Consider the following 23,387-nt stretch of genomic DNA (forward strand, 5'->3'; position numbering starts at 1 on the left):
TTCATCAGCTTTTACAGCCCTACTCAACTGTGCGGAGGTGGGACGACGAAATCGAAGTCTAACGAATGACCGATTTCTGTCCCACTCTCACTTTACATGTTTCTTAGTCTTTCCACCCGTTCTGCAATAGGTGGGTGGGTATAAAAGAGCTTTTGAAAGCCTGATTCTTTTTTTGGATCGTTAATAAAGAGAGCACTGCTGGCACTATCGACTTCTCGCTGCATGGGCGCACTATGATCCAGTTTCAAAAGAGCATTGATCATCCCTTGAGGATTCCGTGTCAATTCGACACTGGAAGCATCCGCCAGGAACTCCCTTTGACGAGAAATGGCTAACTGCACCAAGGTCGCCGCTAAAGGAGCTAGAACGATGGCAATCAAGGAAAGGATCAGAACAATAATTTCTAAACCACTTCCACCTTCTCGATCATCATCCCGTCTACGGCCACCGCCCCACCACATCATCCGGCCTCCGATACTAGAGAGCATCGTGATGGCACTGGCTAAGGCCACTGCAATGGTGGAGATACGGATATCGTAATTGCGAATATGGCTAACTTCGTGTCCAATGACTCCCTCCAATTCCTCACGATTCATCACAGCTAAAAGACCTGTCGTTGCTGCAACAGCAGCATTTTGAGGATTGGATCCTGTCGCAAATGCATTCATGGATGGATCATCTACAATATAGACACGGGGCATGGGAATCTGAGCCACCATAGCCATATCTTGCACAATGTGGTAGAGTTGAGGGGCTTGATCTTCTGTGACCTCACGCGCTCCATTCATCCGCATGACGACCTCCGTCGATTGAAAGATCATGCTAAAGGCATAGATACCACCAATAATCAACGCTAGGATGACGCCACCAAGTGAGGAGCCTAACCAGAGATAGCCAACGGCTGCTCCGATGAGAGCCAAGAGTATGAAAAAAGCAATAAGGAGAATCCAGGTTCTCCTTTTATTGCTTGCAATTTGGTCAAACAGCATATTAGTCTCCTAATCCGCTAAAGTCCACCTTTGGTACTGCTTTTTCTTCTTCAGGCACTTGAAGGAATTCGGCTTGTTTGAAGCCAAACATTCCAGCAATCACATTTGTTGGGAAAGTTTCCAATTTCACATTGTAGTTGCTTGTCACACTGTTATACAATTGACGGGCATAAGAAATTTTATTTTCTGTATTGGTCAATTCTTCTTGCAATTGCATGAAGTTGGTGTTAGCTTTCAAGTCTGGGTAGTTTTCCGCAACCGCAAAGATGCCTGCTACTTGACGTGAAAGAGCATCACTGGCTGCCATTGCTTCTGCAGGTGAAGATGCTTGAGCAACTTGTTGACGAAGTTGAGTGACCTTAGCAAGAGTATCTCCTTCGTACTTGGCATACCCTTTAACCGTTTCGATCAAGTTTGGAATCAAGTCATTCCGACGTTTCAATTGCACATCGATTTGACTCCAAGCTTCGCGAGTCTGCATCCGACTTTTGACCAAGCCGTTGTATACTCCAACGACCAAAAATGCGAGGACCACTAGGATCCCAAGAATAATCCAAATCATTTTATTGAATTCCTTTCATTTCTTTCTACCAGTATATCAAATTTCCCTTATTTTGTGGTAAAATTATCTTATGAAACCAGAAGAATTTTATGTCCATTTAGCCGACCTCGGCTTCCCATTAACTGATCGACAAAAAGAACAATTCGAACGCTATTTTGAGCTCCTCGTAGAATGGAATGAGAAAATTAATCTCACCGCTATCACCGATAAAGACGAAGTCTATCTCAAGCATTTTTATGATTCTATTGCGCCCATTTTGCAGGGCTTAATTGAAAATCAACCTATCCGTCTTTTGGATATCGGAGCTGGTGCTGGCTTTCCCAGCCTTCCTATGAAGATTCTTTTCCCTGAACTGGATGTGACCATCATTGATTCTCTCAATAAGCGGATTAACTTTCTCCACCTGCTGGCTGAAGAGTTAGGCTTGAGCGGGGTTCATTTCTATCATGGACGGGCTGAGGATTTCGCACAAGACAAGGCCTTCCGTGCTCAATTTGACCTTGTGACCGCTCGTGCGGTTGCCCGGATGCAGGTTCTTTCTGAACTGACCATCCCCTATCTGAAAGTTGGAGGACGACTCCTCGCACTTAAAGCTAGCAATGCTCCAGAAGAGTTGGAAGAAGCAAAAAATGCCCTCAACATCCTTTTTAGCAAGGTCGAAGACAATCTACAGTATGAATTGCCAAATGGAGATCCTCGTTACATCACTGTTGTGGAGAAGAAAAAAGAAACTCCTAATAAATATCCAAGAAAAGCTGGCATGCCTAATAAGCGACCATTATAAGATCAACTCAAAAGAAGAGGCTGGGACAAAAGTCCTAGCCTCTCAATTGTCTTTGGATTGTCGAGCGAGACGCAGTGGTTGAGTGGGCTCTACTACGCTGATTTCATCAGCTTTTACAGCCCTACTCAACTGTGCGGAGGTGGGACGACGAAATCGAATTCTTACGAATTACCGATTTCTGTCCCACTCTCTTTTGACTGGACCAATTGGTTCAACTCTTGCTCTAGGGAATGGTAGTGATGGCGCTCTAAATGAACTCCCCTAGTCGCCACAACCTTGCTTGCTAAACGGTTAGCAAAGCTTAAGGCATCCTCTACATCTACCCCTTGCAAGGATGCTGCTAAAAAGGCTCCCAAATGACTGTCTCCTGCTCCTACGGTATCAAGAACTTCTGTCGGAAATCCGATAGCCTCATACCACCTACCATCGTATGCGATTGCTCCTTTTTCTCCTAAAGTGACGATGACTAACTGCCCTGTTCTCTGGTAAAGGATCTTAACTGCTTCAGCAATCTCTTCACATTCTGAAAAAGCCTTAGCTTCTAGCTCATTGAGGTGGAGGATGGGTTGGAGATCATAAATTGCTTCCAGTCGGTCCTTGGGAATCAAGAGACCGCGAGGCCCTGGCGCAAAGATAACTTGGCCTTCGAGTTTTGACACAGCTTGAATGAGTTCCATCCCGGTCGGCTCTTCTACTTCAAGGCCACAGAGATAAATAGCGTCATAACTTTCCTGCTCCAGAGACTGCAGCCATTCCTTCTGAAAACCATATTCCACTCCATGATCTGATAAAAAGGTTCGTTCTCCATCCGACTCAATGAAACAATAGCAACAACCATTCGCTCCTGTTACTGAAATAGGGGTTTGGATGCCCAACTTTTCTAGTTCTGCCTTAACAAAATCCCCGTAGACACCCGTCCCAACTGGCGAGATGAAGTCTACCTTTTGACCTAAAGCATGAAGTACAGAGACGACATTAAAGGCACACCCTCCAAGAGACCAAGTCTGCTCATGGATATGGGCGTCCCCTTCCCGACTTGGTAGACGATCCAGATAGACCATAATATCACAAACAGTGGATCCAATCACCAAGGCTTTTGACATGGATATTCTCCTCCTATTTTCTATCCTCAACATGGAAAAATAACCAGCACGAGATAGAGCTGGTTAGTAAAACTAGTCACCCCGATAGACCGGTTGAGGGCCAAAGGTTTGGGAAACTGGCATGATTTCAATCCGATTGACATTGACATGCTTGGGTTGTTGAATGAGCCAAGACACCGTGTTGGCTATATCTTCAGGTTGAATAGCATGAGCGTCTCGATAGAGAGCTTCTACCCGTTTTTCATCCCCTTTAAATCGAACCGATGAGAACTCGGTCCCTTCACAGAGACCTGGTTCAATATTGGTCACCCGAATTTGTTTTCCAGCCAGGTCGGCACGTAGGTTTAAAGAGAACTGTTTAACGAAGGCCTTGGAAGCACCATAAACATTGGCCCCAGGGTAGGGAACCGTCCCAGCAGTCGACCCCATATTGATGACATACCCATCATTTCTTTCCACCATCTGGGGGAGGATTTGCCGGGTCAAATAGGTCAGACCGATGATATTGGTTTGGATCATGGTCAACCAATCTGCAATCTCTGCTTTCTGAGCTGGAGCGAGGCCTAGGGCCAAGCCAGCATTATTAACCAAGACATCAATCTGCTCCCAAGCTTTTGGTAAACTGGCAAGTGCATGATCCACCTGAGTGAGATCTGTTACATCCATTTGAAGAGGATAAAAGGCTTCTCCCAACTCTTCGTAAAGGGCCTGTAATTTTTCAATGCGTCTAGCCGCACCAATCACTCGATGTCCATCGGCAACTAAGCGCCGACAGATGGCTTGACCAAAGCCAGCGGATGCTCCTGTTACTAAAATTGTTTCTGCCATTTTCTTACCTCCAAGGATTATAGAATCGACCTTGGTTCACCCAAATCAAGACCAAACTCAAGACTACCATCAGACCGGATCCTAGGATAATCAGACGATCACGAGTCGTCATCTCTTGATAGGTGTACCAGGTCCGTTTTTTATTTTTCCCAAAGCGACGCAATTCCATGGCCGTAGAGATCGTTTCGATCCGCTCCAGAGAACTAAAAATCAAGGGAGAAATCATCTGAAGATTCCCCTTCACCCGCTGGACAAAGTTGGCCTTTTTGGACAATTCCAATCCTCTTGCTTCTTGGGAGAGCTTGATAATCTGGTATTCCTCCTGCACATCTGGAATATAGCGCAGGGTCAGGCTTACTGAATAAGCAATCTTGTAAGACACCCCAATCTGATTAAGACTTGAAGCAAACTGACTAGGATGGGTGGTCATTAGGAAAATAAGAGCCAGAGGAATGGTACACACATACTTCAAAGCTAGATTGAAGAGATAAAACAACTCTTGAGCTGTGATGCTATATGCCCCTAAACCATCTAGAAGAACTGTTTTTGCTCCATAGATTTCTACCCCATATTGAGGGGCAAAAAGATAGACCATCAAGACATTGAGAAGAGCAAAGACCAGGGCAAAACTAAGAATAAAAGAGATGTCTTTCAAACGAATGCCTGAGGTCGCAAATAAGGCCAGGGCACCTAGACCAATGACCAATAACAAACGGGTATCGTAACTCAACATGGCAGCTAATGATACCAACAATAAGAATAGGAGTTTGCTGGCGCCTGAGAGGCGATGCAGAAAGCTGTTTCCGGCATGGTAGCCGACTAAACGATTATTCATGACCTACCCCCTTCTGATTCATATAAAACTGGGTCAAGGCAAGAGGATCGACACCAAGACGATTTGCCAAGGCGAAAATAGACGTTTCTTTCAAATTAGCCCGTCTTAAAATTTCTGGTTGGGTCAAGAGCTCTGCCGGCGTCAAATCTGCCAAAATTTGCCCATCCGTCACCACGATCGCTCGATCGGAATAATCCAGCATCAGTTGCATATCATGGGTAATCATGATAATGGTATGTTCCTTTTGATGGAGTTCATCAAGGAAGTCCATAATTTCCGTATAGTTTCGTTGGTCCTGACCAGCCGTTGGCTCATCCAAAACCAGAACATCTGGTCCCAAGATGAGGATAGAGGCGATGGTCACCCGCTTTTTCTGGCCATAAGACAGGGCGGAAATCGGCCACTTACGAAACTCATAGAGACCACAGGTTTTCAAGGCTTGATGGACACGACTTTCAATCTGGTCCTCTGGGACATTTCTCAAGCGAAGACCGAGGGCCACCTCATCAAAAACCATAGTCGATGAAATCATCTGATTGGGATTTTGCAAGACATAACCTACTCGCTCTGCCCGCTCCTTGACACTATCACCCCTGATATCTTCACCCTTTGAGAAATAAGTTCCTTCCGTCTGGATAAAGCCACAAATCGCCTTAGCAAGAGTAGATTTTCCAGCTCCATTTTTACCTACAATCGCTAGCCGTTGTCCTTTTGGAATGGTCAAGGAAAGATCTTTTAGAATAGGCTGGCCTTCTCGATAGGCAAAGTTCAAATGACCAAGCTCTAAAATTGCTTCTACCTCTGCTCCTTTTTCAAAATTTGGAACTGGAATATCTACTGATACGTCCTCAAGTGGTAGTTTTCCTACATTGTCCAAATAAGGCAGCTTGCTTATATCCTTCCCTAACTGGCGAAGGGTTGTTAAATAGAGGGGCTCCCGAATCCCATTTTCAGCCAGCAGTGTCGTTCTCAACAACTCATCTGGTCGCCCATTAAAGAGAACTTGCCCTTGATTGATCAAGATGACCCGATCGATAGGACGGTAGAGCACATCCTCCAAACGGTGCTCAATGATAATGGTCGTCGTCCCCTGCTCTTCATGAATCTGATCGATCAGATCAATGATATCCTGACCCGACTTGGGATCTAAATTAGCCAGTGGCTCATCAAAGAGCAGGATCGGACTTTCGTCGATCAGGACGCCTGCCAAGCTGACCCGCTGTTTTTGTCCACCGGATAAATCTTGAGGCCGATGGTCCAAGAGTTTGCCCAAGTCTAAGCGCTCCGCCCAGGTATGAACCCGAGATTTCATGCTTTCCAGCTCGACCATATCGTTTTCAAGAGCAAAAGCTAAGTCTTCTGCAACACTAAGACCGATAAACTGACCATCCGTATCCTGTAAGACCGTACTGACCAAGTGAGACTTCTCATAAATACTGAGATCAAAGGCTTCTTTCCCCCGAATAAGGAATTGCCCACTACTAGTTCCTTTATAGATATTGGGAATAATCCCATTCAAGCACTGGCCTATCGTTGACTTGCCAGAGCCAGATGGTCCCACTATCAGGACCTTTTCTCCCTCATAAATGGTCAGGTTAATCCCTTTTAAGGTTGGCTCAGACTGGGCCTTATACTGGAAGGAAAAATCCTTCAATTCAATGATTGCTTCTTTCATTTAGTTTGCCTTTTCCCATAAGAGCGCAAATTGGATTGCCAACTCTGCGATTCGATCCTTACTATCTAAGTCCGCATGACTAGATAAGGTTCGGATATCCCATTTTTCTTCCGAAAGGTGATCCGCCGCATAGAAGAAATGGCAGAGAGCAAAGTCTCGAAAAGTTGCTAAGGCCGCCACTGCAGAACACTCCATATCGACACAGATGGCTCCTGCTTCCTTTCGACGCTTCATCTTGTCGATGGTTTCTCGATAGGGAGCATCTGTGGTCCACACTTTTCCCAACTGATAGGAAACCTTGTGACTATCCAGAAAAGATTGGAAGAGAGGAAGGACTCCCTTGTTCACTTCCACTTCATCACTGGCCGGAAGATAGTGGTAACTGGTTCCCTCGTCTCGAAGGGCAGCTGTCGGAATGATGATGGAGGTCGCCTCAATATCTTGGTCCAAAACCCCACAAGTCCCAAAGAGAACGAGCTTTTCCATCCCAAATTGAATCAGATCCTCTATAATTCCCACACAGGAAGCAGCCCCAACAGGCGCATTGAAGACAGCAATCTGTTGGTCTCCAATCGTAATCCCATAGACAATGACTTCAAAGTTAGCCATAGAGGTTCTTGTAATCTCATAATGTTCGTAATTCTCAAGTAGGCGCGCAAAGGTCACTCTTGAAAAGCAAGAGATGGCTACTTTAGGAAATCCCTCAATTGGTTTGTGTAAGTCCTGTGGATTGATAATCGCCTGTCGGTTGGCATCAAATTCTTCTAACAGCATCTCTTGCTCCTCTTTCATTTATTCTACTTCTAGTCCTCTATTATACCACAAAACCGGCTTCTTTCCTTCTAACAAAGGAGCAAGAAGCCCCACTTGTTCGTCTTTTGTGGTAGGAAACAATACAGCTGTCTTCAAAAAAAAATGAAGAGGGGCCACTCAACCACTGCGTCAATCGTTGACCTCTTCCCTGATGCAAATAGGTCACTCTTACTAACTCCTACCTCGCTCTCTTGTTTTCAGGCTCGGGAAAAGGGAGAGGGACAGAAAGCAATAATCAATTAAAAAAATGCTTTCGTCGTCCCTCCCTCGCTCTCTTATTTCTAGGCTCGGGAAAAATTCGTTTACAAAACGAATTTTTTCTGCTATACTTCTTAGAAGCAAAGGTTTTTAATGTCATCCCGTGAGGTGACAAAGACGCAGAATATGAATAATCTGAGGGCCCTTGCTATGCAAAAAAATCATGGGCTCTTTTTTGGTGCCCAAAAGTGAGGTTATTATGAAAGAAGAATCAACTGTTGATTTGCTCCTGGATGTCGATCAAAGTCCGGCACCCCTAAAAGGAATCTTATTAAGTTTCCAACACGTTTTTGCCATGTTTGGGGCAACCATCCTGGTACCACTCATCTTAGGCATGCCCGTATCTGTTGCCCTCTTTGCATCAGGTGTTGGGACGCTGATCTATATGACTTGTACCGGCTTTAAAGTCCCTGTCTACCTCGGCTCTTCCTTCGCCTTCATCACTGCTATGGCTTTGGCCATGAAGGAAATGGGCGGAAAAGTCGATGCAGCCCAAACTGGGGTTATCCTGACTGGTCTGATCTACGTGCTTGTCGCAGCAGGTGTTAAAGTTGCTGGCACTCGCTGGATTGACAAATTGCTTCCAGCCGTTGTTATTGGACCTATGATTATCGTCATTGGTTTAGGGCTTGCAGGATCCGCTGTTAAGAATGCTGGTTTTGTTGAAGGAGGAGATTGGAAAAACGCCCTTGTCGCTGTCGTGACCTTCCTAATCGCTGCCTTCATCAACACCAAAGGAAAAGGCTTCTTCAAAATTATTCCTTTCCTCTTTGCCATTATCGGTGGCTATGTCTTCGCAGTCTGCTTGGGCTTGGTTAACTTCGATCCAGTTCTCAAAGCTAACTGGTTTGAGATTCCTGGCTTCTATCTTCCTTTCAATACAGGTGGTGCCTTCAAACAATACAACTTGTACTTTGGTCCTGAAACCATCGCCATCTTGCCAATCGCTATCGTAACGATTTCAGAACATATTGGTGACCATACGGTGCTTAGCCAAATCTGTGGCCGTCAATTCTTGAAACAACCGGGACTTCACCGTACCCTTCTTGGTGACGGAATTGCAACTTCTGTATCGGCCTTTCTTGGTGGTCCAGCTAATACCACTTATGGAGAAAATACAGGAGTGATTGGGATGACTCGTATTGCTTCTGTATCAGTTATCCGTAACGCAGCCTTTATCGCAATTGCCCTAAGCTTCCTTGGAAAATTCACAGCATTGATTTCAACAATTCCAAATGCCGTACTTGGTGGGATGTCCATCCTTCTCTACGGGGTAATCGCAAGCAACGGTTTGAAAGTCTTGATTAAAGAGCGCGTTGACTTCAGCTTGATGCGCAACCTGATTATCGCAAGTGCTATGTTGGTACTTGGACTTGGTGGTGCAATCCTTAAACTTGGTCCCGTTACACTTTCAGGTACTGCCTTATCAGCTATGACAGGAATCATTCTCAACTTGATCTTGCCACATGAATCAAACTAATAAAAAAAGTTCTCAGAATTGAGAACTTTTTTTATTAGACTTGGGCCAATTGCAACAAGCGTTCCTTGGACAATTTTTTGATTTCAATTTGATTGGCATCTAACAATTCAAATTCACTTGCATCCAAAGCATCCAGCAGGGCTTCTAGATTTACAGCTGCTACCGGCATATAACTCTCTGGCATATCGGGATTTTCAGTGATTTCCACTAAGTTCACTTTCCAGTCGATGACTTCATCCATATTGACCTTCTCTACAAACTCTGCAGGCACAAAAGGCACACGTGGCAAAACGGTATCCGTGTCTTCTGTTAGACTGTAACTGCCAATGATGCCTCCCGTTTCGTTCTGACGGTAGAAACGGACTTGACTAAAGAAAGCGGAGCTGTATTGTACCTTTTTAACCACTTGACTGAACTCCTCTAAAGGTTGAGGAGAATCTAAGATTTTACGGAGGAGCTCACGATCTAAGATAACAGGATGAGCAAATCCCTGAATCTGGTATTGATGAAGGTCTGGATCTTTTTCTAGATTCTGTAAATTCTTCAACAAATAGGTCTCATAGTCAAAAGAGAAAATAGAATCTGCGTCATAGCTGGTCCCCAAATTATCGTGAATCTCATTTCCCAACTGGCGAGCAAGGGCACTGAGCCATTCTAAAATGAGTCGCCAATCTTCAAGGGTTGCAAAATCTGCAAGGATGAACTGATAAGCATGCTCTTGATCCAGATAGCGAAGGATGATTGGCAAACAGCTCTTTCCATAGCGGATACACATCATAGCTGGAAAATCTTTGAGAGAGCGACTAAGCATGGCTTCCTCAAAACTGTAGGTAAGTACTCCCTCCACCAAATTTAATACATCTTTAGCCGGCATCACTTTTTGATAGCCAAACATACTCTTTTTATTTCGAATTGAAAACACAACTGACATTTGTTTTCTCCTTTATGTAATCGCTTACCGAATTATAGCACAAATTTTCATGATTTTCCATATAAAAAAACAGCCGAAAGGCTGTTTTTATCTTATGCAGGTGCTCCATCAAGCGTCTCACCAATGGCTGCCAAACGCTCACTCACCTCTTCTTGTGACATCTTGTGCTCTTCTACATAGCGATTGCGTGGGTGAACACGGCACTCGTGTGAGCAACCACGGAGGTACTTGTCTTCGTTCTCTTCTGAGGTCAAGATCCGACGGTTACAGAAGGGATTTCCACAGTTGACATAGCGCTCGCAAGGTGTACCATCGAACCAGTCTTTTCCGACAACACTTGGATCAACATGGTTGATATCAACCGCAATCCGCTCGTCAAAGACATACATCTTCCCATCCCACAGTTCTCCTTGAACTTCTGGATCTTTTCCGTAAGTCGCGATTCCACCATGCAATTGACCGACATCTTTGTAGCCTTCACGCACCATCCAGCCTGAGAATTTCTCACAGCGGACACCACCCGTACAGTAAACTACAACCCGTTTGTCCATAAATTTTTCCTTGTTATCACGGACCCATTGTGGCAACTCACGGAAGTTGCGAATGTCTGGACGGATAGCCCCACGGAAGTGTCCAAGGTCGTACTCGTAGTCGTTACGAGTATCAAGGACAACGGTATCTTCGTCTAGAAGAGCTTCTTTGAACTCTTTTGGAGACAAATAAGCACCTGTTGTTTCAAGTGGATTAATATCTTCATCGAAGTTTTCATCCTCTAACCCAAGGTGAACGATTTCCTTTTTGTAGCGAACAAACATCTTCTTAAAAGCTTGCTCTTCTTCCTCATCCATCTTGAACCAGAGGTCTTCCATGCCTGGAAGACTGTGAACGTAGTCCATGTACTTTTGTGTCGTTTCGTAGTCACCAGAAACAGTTCCGTTGATCCCTTCGTCAGCGACTAGGATACGCCCTTTGAGGCCAATCGACTTACAGAAAGCCAAGTGGTCTGTCGCAAATTGTTCTGCGTTTTCGATGGGAACATATTTATAGTAAAGTAAGACACGAATAGGTTTTGCCATAAGATTCTCTTTTCTAAGATTAAATTATCAGAATTTTTCATTCAACTATACCAGTATACTCTCCCAAGAAAACGAATGCAATTTATTTGACCGAAAAATAAAAGCCTGGGATTCCAAACTTTTATTCGAATTTATCGATTATACTTATGAAATGTAAATGAATTTTAGATTTCTAGTCATGTTTTAGTATATTTCTACGATGACATCAAGGCTTCAACTTCTTATTCTTCCATCTCCAACTGGTCCAGATAGTCTTCATAACGTTTCTTCTCTACTTTTGCAAGGAGCATCACAAGGAAATTCATCCCCCATACAATCGGAAGATTCAGGAGAAAGGTGATGGGAAGCACTAGCAAGAATTTTGAATGGAAGGGATTAGACTGATAGACAGTTTGGTTTAATTGATAATTCTGAGTCCAGATGAATAAGGAAAGAATACAGGTCACTACTATAACACCTGTTAGATTTAGGTAGCTATAGCTGATAAACCGTACGCCCAATCGTTGACAACGAACAGCATAATAAATTCCCGAGACAATAAGTAAGCTCACTACCATGATTGGACTTAGACCGACCTGAGAAGTAAAGATAGACCCCACACTAAAAACGGTTAAGGCAAGAAACAGAAACCCAGCTGTTTCAGCACCAGCCTTATTGGCGAGTCCTTCTTCTCGTTCATCTATGATTTGTTTGTTCATTAAGTGTAATCTCATCTATTCCTCCTCTAACTCTGCCTCGATCTTCTTCTGTTTTTTCCGATTGATAAAGGCGAGTGGCTTTTCTAACAGATAAGTCAGAAAGGCAAAGACTAAAATGGCAAGGACGATTTTGAGCAGATACTTGGGACTAAGCATAAAGCTCATCGTTTCCCGCTTTCCAATCACATCCATTACGATCACAAATAAGGCAAATAAGATACCTGAGCCAATGCGACTGAACCAGCTGTCTGTTTCTAACATATCTCGAACATCAATCCCAGAACTGATTCTTCTGACAAGGGCATAAGCTCCCATGCCAATCAAGAGAATAAGCTCTGGAAAATAGGCTATTAGATCCAAGTCCAGGATACTAGCTTTCACAAAGGCGGATACTGCAATAAAGCAGGTCATTCCAAGAACAAGTTCCCCTGCAATTTTTCCATCAATCAGCATGGTCCGTTCATCTTTTACAATTGGTTCTTTCTTTTGTTTCATATGTTTCCTCTTTCTATTGTTTAAAACTGTTACTCCCAGAACAGTTGATCCAGTGTCTTATCCAAGGTCTTACAAATGGCCAGGCAGAGACTGAGGGTTGGATTGTAGTTCCCTGCCTCAATCAGGCCAATGGTCTGGCGGGTCACCCCGATGGCATCTGCAAGATCTCCCTGGGTCATATCGTGCTCGACCCGGGCCATTTTTAATTTGAGATTTTTTGCCACAGGCTTTTCCTTTCTTGTTTTTATAGCTATATTATACACTATATTTTCTATTTTGCAATATATATCTTGCATTTTGTAAAAAATATTTTAGATAAACAAAAAAGCCTGGGAAACCAGGCTTTATCTTCTTTTTTTTGATTAATCTTTAGATAAACTTCCATCTTTTGTTTGGGTACGGGCATAGGCAATCAAGAGAAGAGAACCTGCAATAGCAACCACTAAAGCATTGACAGAACCCGCAACAACACCTTGTAGGAAGACTTTATTTGGATTATCGTGGTAGATCAAGACATCCCCAACCGGAGCAATCAATCCCCAAATAAGCAAGTTGGCAATGACTTGCACAACGTTAAAAACGATCAATTCTTTCTTGGTCACTTCTCCTTTGAGGTCACCGATTTGTTTGCGGAATAAACCAACAAAGAGACCAAATAAGCCACTAGAAATGATCCAAGTCCACCAAAGACCACCTGACATAGCGTCCTTAATAGCATGACCGATTAAGCCCATCAAGAAACCAACAATCGGACCAAAGATCACACTAAAGAGGGCTTGAAGAGCAAATTGCAACTGAATGTTTGTATTTGGAGCTGGCGCCGGAATTGGAATCATCGCAATGACCACAAAGAGGGCTGCTCCAACCCCGATGGCTACAACATCCTTAATTGAAAAAAATTGTTTTTGTTTCATATTTTATCTCCTATTAATTTTCTATTTTTCTAATTTCGATATGCCAAGAAGCCCCAACTCCTACATTATAGGCCTTGGCAAAGGATCCCTGGTTGATGGCAAGGCCAACACGATAGAGGGAATTGATATAGAGGATCGGCTGTCCAATCCGCACATCGGCGAAAGACTTGCCGTAGGTTACTTGGTTTTGGTAAACCAGCATGTCATTGTTATAGATGGTTACTTCAAAGCGTTCCCCAAATTCGGGTTCCAAATGATTAAACTCTTCCCGAGTAATCGAGGTCCAAAGAGAACCAAAGCGCACATCCAAGATGTCAACGGCTCCTTTGACAAGATTGTCCTCCATAACAGTTTCCACCACTGGAATTTCTACAATGTGTTCAACACTGAGTTCTGGTCCCACTTCCTCAAAGCTGATATGACCACTGGCTAACTTAGCTCCTGTATAGGCATAGACATCACGCCCGTGGAAGGTATAAGAAAACTCTGTATTGGCCCGGCGGTTTTTGACCTCTGAAATCTCACGGATAGCAACAATCCCTACATGTTTCTTGATGAAAGATAGGGTTCCATTATCCGGTGTGACAATGTATTGATTCTTGGCCGTTTTGGCTACGACGCTCTTTCGTTTAGAGCCGACCCCCGGATCGACGACCGAAACAAAGGTTGTCCCTTCTGGCCAGTAGTCCACCGTCTGAAAGAGGCGGTAACTTCCTTCAAAGATATTATAAGGGGTAATGTCATGGGTCAAGTGGTGAATCTTGAGGGTTGGTGATTCCTCTAAAGCAACCCCGATCATAGCAGAGACAGCTCCATCCACCAGACCGAAGTCTGACTGAAGGACTAGTAAATTATTGTGCATATTTCTTCTCCATCATGTCATTTTCTATTTAGTTTTTGACAGACCAAGTATCCAAGAAGATAACCTAGCAGAGCTCCAAGAAGAAGGGTCAGTAAAAACCAGCTCACCGTTCCCATATTCGACGGTACCATAACACGTTCGATATAATCCATCGATTTCCCACGGGCTAGTAAAGAAGCACGGTAACTAGCTGGTTGGAACCACATCATAAGGATAGGCCCTGTCGTCGTAAAGGAAAAGAGGAGGAAAGACACCGCATTGCCTAACTTCGACTGGTAGTGGCCACGGCCTGCGACCAATTCTGCCAAAAGCCCTCCAACAAGAGCAGGCAGAAAGGCTCCAGCTCCATGACGAGTGAAAAGGAAAAAAGCACCAATCACAAGAGCAACGACTAGAATGGCTCCTGTTCGTTGAATTTTCTCAACATAGACCTGATAGATTCCTCCACCAACCAGGGCAGAGAAGGCTGGAGCATAGAACATGTTGCCTCGATTGTCAACCAGACTTCCCAGTAGGACGCCTAATCCAATGGCAAGAAAATACAAGCCTGCAAAGGCTGCAACCTGCTTAAACTGATGTTTCTGTATCATTTTTATTTACCTTCCCCATCCTCACCGGTGACTAATTTTTTTGGTTAAGAAATCACCAATAAATTGAATAAAGAAAATCAACAGCAGAATCAAGAAGGTCGCTAGTAAAGTAACATCATTATTAAAGCGTTGGTAACCATAAGAAATAGCTACATTTCCTAGACCTCCCGCTCCAATCGCTCCCGCCATAGCTGTTTCACCAACCAAGGAAATGAGGGTCACGGTTGTCACACGAATCAAATCAGGAAGACCTTCACGAAGATAGACTCCAACAATATCCCAGAAAGTTGCCCCACTTGCTTGGGCTGCTTCAATCACACCTCGGTCAAGTTCAGATAAAACGACTTGAACTTGGCGGGCAAAGAAAGGAAAGACAGCTAAAGATAGGGGAACTAAGGCTGCCGTAGGACCAATCCCAGTTCCCACAATCATGCGAGTAAAGGGATTGATCAAGGCTAGCAAGATGATAAAAGGAATCGCACGGAAGATGGAAGTGATTTTATCCAAGATATGGAAAACCAATTTATTCTCGATAATCCCACCAGGTGCTGTCAAGACCAGTAATAAGCCTGCAATTAAGCCCAATAAACCACCAATCACAAAAGAGATAAAGGTCATGTAAAGGGTCAGATAAATCGCTGTTCCCCATCCAGCTTGGCCACTCCAGCCCATCCGATAAACATTTGGTAGATAGGTTTGAATAAAGTCAATCATGCATTACTCCCTTCTTTTAAGACACGCACAGAAACACCTGCTGCTTGTAGATCCCGCTGTGCTGCAGATAGATTCGTTGTTTCACCAGTGAGGATAACAACCAACTCACCAACAGGGGTGTGATCCAAAATTTCAATATTTCCGTGTAGAATATTTGCAGACACTTGGTACTGTTTATAAATATCGTTGATAATCGCTGTGTCTGTCACCGAACCAGAATATTTCAAATGAGCTAAAACAGAATCCGCTGGCAATTTCTTAACAATTTGTTGCTGGTTGATTTTCACCATGGCTTCATCGATCCCTGTTGCAGTTGTGATGAAGTCTTGTGTCAATTCATTCTTAGGATTAGAGAAGATGTCTAAAACAGACCCCTCTTCAATCAATTCACCATTTTGCATGACAGCTACTCGATTGGCAATGTCTTTGACAATTTGCATTTCATGGGTGATCAAGACCACTGTCAAGCCCAACTTCTGGTTCAGCTCTTGTAGAAGAGCAAGGATTTGTTTGGTCGTTTTTGGATCTAGGGCTGATGTTGACTCGTCAGAAATCAAGATTTTTGGATCGTTAGCAAGAGCACGCGCAATCGCTACCCGTTGCTTTTGACCACCAGATAATTGAGCCGGATAGTTGTCTGCCCGATCTGACAGCCCAACTAGGTCCAACAACTTGGCTACTTTTTCAGCCTTTTGTTCTTTAGATAAGTTTGAATGTTTGAGGGCAAAAGCCACGTTTTCAGCAGCGGTCATTTGGGCCATTAGATTGAAATGTTGGAAAATCATACCAATGTCCCGACGTTTTTGGCGTAAAGCAGCCGCATTTAGGGTCACCTGATCTTGATAGATGACATCCCCATCTACGGTGATCGTTCCCGCTGTTGGTACTTGCAAGAGATTGATGACCCGTACAAGAGTTGATTTCCCTGCTCCAGAATAACCAACGATTCCGTAAATATCCCCTTCATTGATATGAATAGTTACATCCTTTACAGCTGAAATTTCACGTTTTTTCTGATGAAAGGTAACATCGATATGGTCCAATTTGATAATTTCTTTACTCATAACTTGTGATTAACTCCTTAATTAATTCAATATGGGTATAGTAGTCAGCAATTTTCACATTCTCATCCCCACCATGATCTCGACTATTGGCATTTCCGATTCCAAAGGCAGCCATTGGAACTTGCAAGGCCTCAAAGACCGTATGCATGGGACCAGTGCCTGCAGTTGTTGGAAGGACACAGACCCCTTCTGGATAAAAGCGTTTGGCCAGATCAATGACATTGAGAATGGAAGGTGCACTCATATCACTCCGATAACTCATTTCTCCTAGTGTATAGACGAGATCAATCTTCTCAAAGCCATTTTTATCCAACTGAGCACGAATCAATTCTAAGACTTGTTTGGGTTCCAAGCCAGGCACCAATCGAACTTCCATCTTGGCTCGAGCTTCTGCAGGTAGTATGGTCTTGACTCCTTGGCCCTGATAGCCTGTTCCCAAACCTTCAATGTTCATGGCTGGTTCAAAATAAAATCGTTTCAAGAACTCACTGCGTTCCTCTTTCAAGATAGGCAATTGAAGATTGTAAATCTCAGTCACATCGTCTGCTGTCTTATTGGCATAGCGGTCAATCAAGGCTAGTTCCCGCTCGTTAGGCTCCTCAATCAAATCATAGAGGCCATCCACCAAGATGCGACCGTCTTTATCCCGAAGACTGGACAAAGCATTGAGCAGATACCAGGATGCTGACTCCACCACTCCACCATAGCTGGAATGGATATCCACATCTGCACTTTTGACCACCATGTCAAAGGTAACAATCCCCTTGTTTCCACCTGAGATTTCCAGTTCTCCTTGTTGGTTACGGGTCCCTTGTTCCCAGACTAAGAGGTCTGCCCCACGCAAGTGTTTTTTGTGCTTGGCTAGATACTTGTCTAGATCCGTTGAGGCAGATTCTTCTGCCCCTTCGATGATAAAGGTAATGTTAACCGGAAGGTCGCCATTCTCACGGATATATTTCCGAATAGCGGTCAAGCGTGCGGTAATATGACCCTTGTCGTCATCTACCCCTCGACCATACATGGTCCCATAATGGACCGAAAGCGTGAAGGGATCACTTGTCCAAGGCTGGTCGCCATCTGCTGGAACTGTATCGTAATGGTTGTAGAAAATGATGGTCTTCGCATCCGGATTGGGTGAAACAAATTTAGCAATAATAAATGGCGCTGTATAAGTGTCATCAACAGTCACCTTAGCCCCCGCAGCTGTGAAGATTTCTCCCAAGTAAGTCGCCACTTCTTTTAAACCAATCTGCTGGGCAAAGATGGAGCGCTTGGAGATGAGAGTCCTCAGGACTTCAAAATAATGCTGAGCGACCTCATCATTTTCAAATTTGCGTATTTGTTCTGTCTCTCTTGGATTCGACATCATTTCCTCCTACTATACACGATAAGAGGTAGAGAAAAACTTCTCCACCTCTCTATTCATCCTCTTGATTACCAAACTGGTTGGTCCATACCGTCTGAAGATTTTTCAATCACTTTCTTCACGTTATCAGTATGGTAGGCTTTGATAATAGCTTCGATTGCTTTCGCTTTATCAGATGATTTCCAATCTTTCTTAGTTGCAATCAAGTTATACCATTGTTTAGAGTTGCTGTTTGCTTTTTCTACAAAGAGAGCTTTCTTGTAATCAATGCCTGCTTCACGAACAAAGGTGTTATTGATGATCGCTGCATCAACTGATGGAAGTGAAGAAGCTGTTTGAGAAGCGTCCAACTCAGAAATTGTCAAGTTCTTTGGATTGTCTTTGATGTTGCTGATGGTAGCCAATTCCCCATCTTTTGTATCCAACTTGATCAAACCAGCTGATTCCAATACATACAAGGCACGGCTTTCGTTTGTTGGGTCGTTTGGTACTGCAATCGTTCCTTTTTCAGGAATGTCTTTCACATCTGTGTATTTATTTTTTCCATCTTTTGTACCAGAGTAAAGACGGATTGGTGCAATGTACGTATCTGCTACAGAAACTAGGTCTGCGCTGTTTTCTTTGTTCCAGTTTTCAAGATAGTTGTAATGTTGGAAAGCATTGATATCCACATCCCCATCACGAACAGCTTGGTTTGGTTGTGAGTAGTCTGTAAACTGAGTGAATTCCAATTTGATGTTTGCTTTTGCATCATCTAAGTTCTTTTGCACTTCTTTCCAACGAGCTTCTTCTGTATCACTTAAGTTCATCACCCCAACTTTAACAGTTGTCACACCATCTTTATCAGATGATTTAGATGATTTTGAAGAACCACATGCTGCTAAAGCAAATGTTGCAACGGTAGCAAGAGCTGCTACTCCAAAAAATTTTGTTAATTTCATGATCTTTTCTCCTTATAATGTTTTTAAATAACCTTATTTAATATCAGAAGCTTCTGGAAGGAAAGTTCCACCGAAGTACTTCTTAGACAATTTTTCAAGTGTCCCATCTTCGTACAATTCTTTGATCCGTTTGTTGACGAAGGTTTCCAATTCTTTCTCACCTTTGGCAAGGATTGGGTATACGTATGGTTGTTGATCGCTTGGTAGTTCAATGACCTCCAAGTTATCCAAGCCTTGGTCCTTGATGATGGCCTCAACTGTCAAGCGTTCAAAAATCTTATAATCTGAACGTCCATCACTCAAATTCGCAAGAATAGATTGGATAGTACCATCTGTATATTTGAGCTCTGTTGGATTATCCTTATGCTCTTCATTGTAGGCTTCCAACTGTTTCGCTGTAGATGTTCCTTGGATGACCTCTGTAGACTTGCCACCGATATCATCTAATGACTTGATGCCTGATCCTTTTTTTACCACTAAGACCACTGGGTTCTTTGCGTAAGGATTTGGATACAAGTATTTTTCTGCACGTTTTTTATCGTAGCTAAGGTTGCTGACACCGATTTGGTAACGATCACCGTCTAAGCCCGCAAAGATAGAAGACCACTCCGTCTTATTAAAGTTGACTTCATACTTATCTGATCCTTTGAAGATTTCACGCATGACTTCGATTTCGTAACCAGTCAATTCCCCATCCTTATCATAAGTGAAGGGTTTGGTTGTTCCAACCGTTGCGACTTCAATAGTCCGTTTTCCACTTGATTTACTTGATGACTTTGATGAGCAGGCTACCAAAGTCCCAACTGCTGCTAAGCCCACAAGGCTCAAACCAACATATTTGATGAATTTATTCAATTTCATTTGTTCTCCTTTTCACTAAAATTGTTTATTCCTCTGTAAAAAAACAGCTTTTTCCATCATATCAAAATTCCTAGCTCTTGGGTATTATATTTTCTTTATGGAGGTGATAGGTTTTATCTATCACGGCTCATTTGCTTGAAAATTTTTCCAGCAAAGCGAGGGCATTTTCTACGTAATATGGAACCGATACTGCAAAAGCAGCATCATCTATGACCATGCTATCATGGTGGAGATCCGGTGCATCCGGTGCACCATTCGATCCAATAAAAGCAAAAACCCCTGGGATTTTCTCCTGATAAAAGGCGAAATCTTCACCCGCTGTCGATGGCTGAGCCTCTACAACTTCTGCAAAAGACTTAGACCAGCGAAAGACTTTTTTAGCCAAGGCCTTATCATTATAGGTGACCGGGGGCGTCTTGCCCCATTCAAACTGGACCATGACTCCTGTACTATTGGAGATTTGCTCGATCACGCGAATGAAATCCGCCTTGAGACGTTTCTGGAGATCCGGATTAAAGGTTCGAATGGTTCCTTCAAAGTAACCAGACTTGGGTAGAACATTCCAGGTTGAACCAGCTTCGATATGCGTTACAGATAGGACGGCTGTTTCAAATGGCGAAACCGTACGAGAGACCAAGGTTTGCAACTGCTGGACCATACTTGTGATTGCTACAACAGTGTCCAAACCAAGATCCGGTCGAGCTGCATGACTGCTCACCCCAGCGACAGTCACCTTGAATTTTTCAACCCCTGCCATCATAGCTCCTGGACGCAAGGCCAACTGACCCGCAGGCAATGACGGCATGTTGTGAAATCCAAGGATGGCTCGGACATCTTCGAGGAGTCCGGTTGCTAATACCGCAGATGCTCCCTCAGAAGTCTCTTCAGCCGGCTGAAAGATCAACCGAATCGTTCCCTTTAGGTCCGCTTCCATACCTTTTAGGACTTCTGCAGCCCCTAAGAGACTGACCTGGTGGAAGTCATGGCCACAGGCATGCATGACACCAGGTTTTTGACTTTGGTAGTCGAGACCCGTGTTCTCCTGAATTGGGAGGGCATCAATATCTGCTCGCAGGGCAATGACTGGCTTACCGCTACCAATTTCAGCAATCAGGCCGGTTTTTAATCCACTGTTTAAAATGCGTACACCAAGCTTTTCCAAATAGGCTTTGAGATAAGCTGTGGTTTGGTATTCTTGTCCAGATAACTCTGGATGCTGATGCACATAATGCCGAATGGGCACTAGATGATCATAGGAAAATGAAACCATTTCTCGTCCCCTTTCTAGCATAGTTCTATTCTATCACTGTGATCTCTATTCGTCTAATTCCTATTTTTTTCTCTCAGTTATAGCCAGGGACTATATCATTATTTTTGGGACCTCTGCCGTCCTTTCTAAAAAGTCGAACCGCAAGAAAAAAGAGGCTGGGACAAAAGTCCTAGTCTCTCAATTGTCTTTGGATTGTCGAGCAAGACGCAGTGGTTGAGTGGGCTCTACTACGCTGATTTCATCAGCTTTTACAGCCCTACTCAACTGTGCGGAGGTGGGACGACGAAATCGAATTCTAACGAATGACCGATTTCTGTCCCACTCTCCTATTTCTATTAGAATCCATCCACGTTGGTGTAGATTTTTTGAACATCTTCGTCGTCTTCAAGAACACTGTAGAGTTTTTCAAAGGTCTCCAAGTCTTCACCTGACAATTCCACTTCAGACTGAGGAATCATCTCAAGTTCAGTCACTTGGAATTCTTCAATACCTGATTCACGCAAAGCAACGATAGCCTTGTGAAGGTCAGTTGGAGCTGTGTAAACAGTGATGCTTCCTTCTTCTGCTTCAACATCATCTACATCCACATCTGCTTCCAACAACAGCTCAAAGATGGCATCCGCATCATCACCCGCAAATACGATGACACCCTTGTTATCAAAGAGGTAAGATACAGAACCTGAAGCTCCCATGTTTCCACCGTTTTTACCAAAAGCAGCACGGACATTGGCAGCTGTACGGTTAACGTTTGACGTCAAGGTATCAACGATCAACATTGAACCATTTGGCCCAAATCCTTCATAACGTCCTTCTGTAAAGGTTTCGTCTGTATTTCCTTTTGCCTTATCAATCGCTTTATCAATTACGTGCTTTGGCACTTGCGCTTGTTTGGCACGGTCGATAACGAATTTCAAAGCAGTATTCAATTCTGGATCTGGTTCACCCTTTTTAGCGGCTACATAGATCTCTACACCAAATTTGGCATATACTTTTGAGTTGGCACCATCTTTGGCAGTTTTTTTGGCTACAATATTGGCCCATTTACGTCCCATGAGGATTCTCCTTGTGTTTGGTTCATATTATTTTCAATCTTTTATATTATATCACAAATCATAAGACTTGGAAGAGTTTTTTACGCATCATCCTGGATGGAACTACTCTACCAAGCATCTTTTATTCATCTCTTACTCTCACCGGCACCCGACCCCAGGTTTGTTCCGGTAGTTGGGGATGGCCCAATTGATAGACTTGGTCTGCTTGCTGGGTCAAGGCATCCCAAGCTTCCTTACCAATCCGCGTTACCAAGTCCACTTGACCTTTTAGTGACTTGAGGTGAGCTTGGCCTTTTGCGGAAAATCCTAAGACATGAATGGCATCGGGCGATTCTTGATCCATCGCCCCTACCAAGATATAAGTCAAAATGCGACGGACACGCGCCTTGGTATAGCGCTTGGTTGCCACTTTCTCCACCAAGTCTTCCACAGAACTCGCGCTTCGAATGGCATCCCTTATCCGATTAGCCAACTCTTCATTGACCTGAAAAATCTGTGTCAGATCCGGATGGGTTAGGATTTGATAACGGAGCAATTGATAGTAATCCTCCCAAGATACCTTTGGAGCCGACTGAAAGAGTTGGCTATTGGGCATGAACTGATCCACAAAAGCGTGGTCCTCTTTATGAAGACGAAGGCTGGTGGCAGAAGCATAGGCCACCTCTTTTTCTTCTGAATGGTAGCCCGCACCTTGACGTTGGATAGGCTTGAGCGCAATCCCCTTCCCAGCACAAGCCTTGGCATAAGCCAAGCCCAGGATATGGTTGGGAGTATCCCCTGTGAACTCCACTCCAGCAAAGCTTTCCCACATTTTTTGGGTCTTCTGTGGATAGGATAAATCATCAGGAAGGCTTCGCAAGAAAGCTTCCATTTCCACTTCTTTCTCAGAGTAAATAGTTGCAATCGCTTGGTAATCTAAGACCTCTTCTGTCCCAAAGGTCAATTGGTCGATTCCCAGACGGGACAAGATCTCTACCGCTCCCTTGGCAAAATGATCAGCCGACTGAACAGCCACGAGAAAGGGGAGCTCGACCACCAGGTCTGCTCCATTTTCCAAAGCCATCTGCGCGCGAATCCACTTGTCTACAATGGTAGGCTCGCCACGTTGAACAAAATTCCCAGACATGGCAATAATTTTCAGCCCTTCTGCCTGTTCCAGCAGGAACTTATGGCCATTGTGAAAAGGATTAAATTCTGCAATAATTCCTGTGATGGTCATGATATCC

Annotated in this window: 25 protein-coding genes; 2 read left to right on the forward strand and 23 right to left on the reverse strand. The window is 43.9% G+C overall.

All coding sequences use genetic code 11. From position 1 onward, the window contains the following. Positions 1 to 92: 92 nt before the first annotated feature. Both htpX and D8785_RS03025 read right to left on the reverse strand, forming a co-directional pair. Positions 93 to 989: a zinc metalloprotease HtpX gene (gene htpX, locus D8785_RS03020; RefSeq protein ID WP_125374444.1), complete on the reverse strand. Its 897-nt coding sequence runs from the start codon at positions 987 to 989 to the stop codon at positions 93 to 95. A 1-nt stretch (position 990) separates the two neighbouring features. Further along, positions 991 to 1,551 (reverse strand): LemA family protein, encoded by a 561-nt coding sequence (locus D8785_RS03025; protein ID WP_117744591.1) that lies wholly within the window; start codon positions 1,549 to 1,551, stop codon positions 991 to 993. Between the two features lie 70 nt (positions 1,552 to 1,621). Here D8785_RS03025 and rsmG point away from each other — a divergent pair, with 70 nt between their 5' ends. After that, positions 1,622 to 2,335 carry a 16S rRNA (guanine(527)-N(7))-methyltransferase RsmG gene (rsmG, locus tag D8785_RS03030; RefSeq protein ID WP_117744592.1) on the forward strand — a complete coding sequence of 238 codons (714 nt, stop codon included), beginning with the start codon at positions 1,622 to 1,624 and terminating at the stop codon, positions 2,333 to 2,335. Between the two features lie 161 nt (positions 2,336 to 2,496). On the opposite strand, the gene D8785_RS03040 is transcribed toward rsmG, so the two are convergent. The 5 genes from D8785_RS03040 to D8785_RS03060 form a co-directional block, all read right to left on the reverse strand. Further along, on the reverse strand, positions 2,497 to 3,438 hold the full coding sequence (locus D8785_RS03040) for a carbohydrate kinase family protein (protein ID WP_125374446.1): 942 nt from the start codon (positions 3,436 to 3,438) through the stop codon (positions 2,497 to 2,499). Positions 3,439 to 3,510: 72 nt separating this feature from the next. Then, positions 3,511 to 4,266 (reverse strand): SDR family oxidoreductase, encoded by a 756-nt coding sequence (locus D8785_RS03045; RefSeq protein WP_125374447.1) that lies wholly within the window; start codon positions 4,264 to 4,266, stop codon positions 3,511 to 3,513. Between the two features lie 4 nt (positions 4,267 to 4,270). Beyond that, entirely contained in the window at positions 4,271 to 5,101 is an 831-nt protein-coding gene (locus D8785_RS03050) for an energy-coupling factor transporter transmembrane component T family protein (RefSeq protein ID WP_125374448.1), read from the reverse strand. After that, on the reverse strand, positions 5,094 to 6,776 hold the full coding sequence (locus D8785_RS03055) for an ABC transporter ATP-binding protein (RefSeq protein WP_125374449.1): 1,683 nt from the start codon (positions 6,774 to 6,776) through the stop codon (positions 5,094 to 5,096). The genes D8785_RS03050 and D8785_RS03055 overlap by 8 nt, the downstream gene beginning before the upstream one ends. Continuing rightward, complete coding sequence (locus D8785_RS03060; RefSeq protein WP_125374450.1) at positions 6,777 to 7,550, reverse strand: nucleoside phosphorylase; 774 nt, start codon at positions 7,548 to 7,550, stop codon at positions 6,777 to 6,779. Between the two features lie 496 nt (positions 7,551 to 8,046). On the opposite strand from D8785_RS03060, the gene D8785_RS03065 reads away from it, so the two are divergent. Continuing rightward, positions 8,047 to 9,327, forward strand: coding sequence for a uracil-xanthine permease family protein (locus tag D8785_RS03065; protein WP_185759616.1), 1,281 nt, complete (start codon positions 8,047 to 8,049; stop codon positions 9,325 to 9,327). 34 nt (positions 9,328 to 9,361) lie between these two features. On the opposite strand, the gene D8785_RS03070 is transcribed toward D8785_RS03065, so the two are convergent. The 16 genes from D8785_RS03070 to D8785_RS03150 form a co-directional block, all read right to left on the reverse strand. Then, positions 9,362 to 10,258 (reverse strand): DUF4299 family protein, encoded by an 897-nt coding sequence (locus tag D8785_RS03070; protein ID WP_125374452.1) that lies wholly within the window; start codon positions 10,256 to 10,258, stop codon positions 9,362 to 9,364. A 92-nt stretch (positions 10,259 to 10,350) separates the two neighbouring features. Further along, positions 10,351 to 11,334, reverse strand: a complete 984-nt coding sequence (trhO, locus tag D8785_RS03075) for an oxygen-dependent tRNA uridine(34) hydroxylase TrhO (RefSeq protein ID WP_125374453.1) — start codon at positions 11,332 to 11,334, stop codon at positions 10,351 to 10,353. Between the two features lie 221 nt (positions 11,335 to 11,555). Continuing rightward, on the reverse strand, positions 11,556 to 12,047 hold the full coding sequence (locus D8785_RS03080; protein ID WP_125374454.1) for a DUF6773 family protein: 492 nt from the start codon (positions 12,045 to 12,047) through the stop codon (positions 11,556 to 11,558). Next, the gene (locus tag D8785_RS03085; protein WP_125374455.1) at positions 12,048 to 12,527 is read right to left on the reverse strand and encodes a DUF6773 family protein; all 480 of its coding nucleotides are present in this window, start codon (positions 12,525 to 12,527) and stop codon (positions 12,048 to 12,050) included. A gap of 29 nt (positions 12,528 to 12,556) precedes the next feature. Further along, positions 12,557 to 12,751 carry a helix-turn-helix transcriptional regulator gene (locus D8785_RS03090; protein ID WP_125374456.1) on the reverse strand — a complete coding sequence of 65 codons (195 nt, stop codon included), beginning with the start codon at positions 12,749 to 12,751 and terminating at the stop codon, positions 12,557 to 12,559. Between the two features lie 138 nt (positions 12,752 to 12,889). After that, positions 12,890 to 13,441, reverse strand: a complete 552-nt coding sequence (locus D8785_RS03095) for an ECF-type riboflavin transporter substrate-binding protein (protein WP_125374457.1) — start codon at positions 13,439 to 13,441, stop codon at positions 12,890 to 12,892. A gap of 13 nt (positions 13,442 to 13,454) precedes the next feature. Beyond that, on the reverse strand, positions 13,455 to 14,303 hold the full coding sequence (locus D8785_RS03100; protein WP_125374458.1) for an SAM hydrolase/SAM-dependent halogenase family protein: 849 nt from the start codon (positions 14,301 to 14,303) through the stop codon (positions 13,455 to 13,457). Positions 14,304 to 14,320: 17 nt separating this feature from the next. Then, positions 14,321 to 14,893 carry an MptD family putative ECF transporter S component gene (locus D8785_RS03105; protein ID WP_185759617.1) on the reverse strand — a complete coding sequence of 191 codons (573 nt, stop codon included), beginning with the start codon at positions 14,891 to 14,893 and terminating at the stop codon, positions 14,321 to 14,323. 21 nt (positions 14,894 to 14,914) lie between these two features. After that, positions 14,915 to 15,607 (reverse strand): methionine ABC transporter permease, encoded by a 693-nt coding sequence (locus tag D8785_RS03110; RefSeq protein WP_006595735.1) that lies wholly within the window; start codon positions 15,605 to 15,607, stop codon positions 14,915 to 14,917. Further along, complete coding sequence (locus tag D8785_RS03115) at positions 15,604 to 16,671, reverse strand: methionine ABC transporter ATP-binding protein (RefSeq protein ID WP_125374460.1); 1,068 nt, start codon at positions 16,669 to 16,671, stop codon at positions 15,604 to 15,606. The genes D8785_RS03110 and D8785_RS03115 overlap by 4 nt, the downstream gene beginning before the upstream one ends. Further along, positions 16,664 to 18,037, reverse strand: a complete 1,374-nt coding sequence (locus D8785_RS03120; protein WP_125374461.1) for a M20/M25/M40 family metallo-hydrolase — start codon at positions 18,035 to 18,037, stop codon at positions 16,664 to 16,666. The genes D8785_RS03115 and D8785_RS03120 overlap by 8 nt, the downstream gene beginning before the upstream one ends. A 68-nt stretch (positions 18,038 to 18,105) precedes the next feature. Beyond that, a complete protein-coding gene (locus tag D8785_RS03125) occupies positions 18,106 to 18,978 on the reverse strand; it encodes a MetQ/NlpA family ABC transporter substrate-binding protein (RefSeq protein ID WP_125374462.1) in 873 nt (290 codons plus the stop codon). Between the two features lie 33 nt (positions 18,979 to 19,011). Further along, positions 19,012 to 19,839: an amino acid ABC transporter substrate-binding protein gene (locus D8785_RS03130; protein WP_125374463.1), complete on the reverse strand. Its 828-nt coding sequence runs from the start codon at positions 19,837 to 19,839 to the stop codon at positions 19,012 to 19,014. Positions 19,840 to 19,966: 127 nt separating this feature from the next. Then, positions 19,967 to 21,109, reverse strand: coding sequence for an amidohydrolase (locus D8785_RS03135; protein ID WP_125374464.1), 1,143 nt, complete (start codon positions 21,107 to 21,109; stop codon positions 19,967 to 19,969). 335 nt (positions 21,110 to 21,444) lie between these two features. After that, complete coding sequence (locus D8785_RS03145; RefSeq protein WP_006595729.1) at positions 21,445 to 22,161, reverse strand: YebC/PmpR family DNA-binding transcriptional regulator; 717 nt, start codon at positions 22,159 to 22,161, stop codon at positions 21,445 to 21,447. Between the two features lie 121 nt (positions 22,162 to 22,282). Next, positions 22,283 to 23,380: a nucleotidyltransferase gene (locus D8785_RS03150; RefSeq protein WP_125374465.1), complete on the reverse strand. Its 1,098-nt coding sequence runs from the start codon at positions 23,378 to 23,380 to the stop codon at positions 22,283 to 22,285. Positions 23,381 to 23,387 lie beyond the last annotated feature (7 nt).

The organism is Streptococcus australis, assembly GCF_003943615.1.
In the GTDB taxonomy this organism is placed as follows: Bacteria; Bacillota; Bacilli; order Lactobacillales; family Streptococcaceae; genus Streptococcus; species Streptococcus australis_C.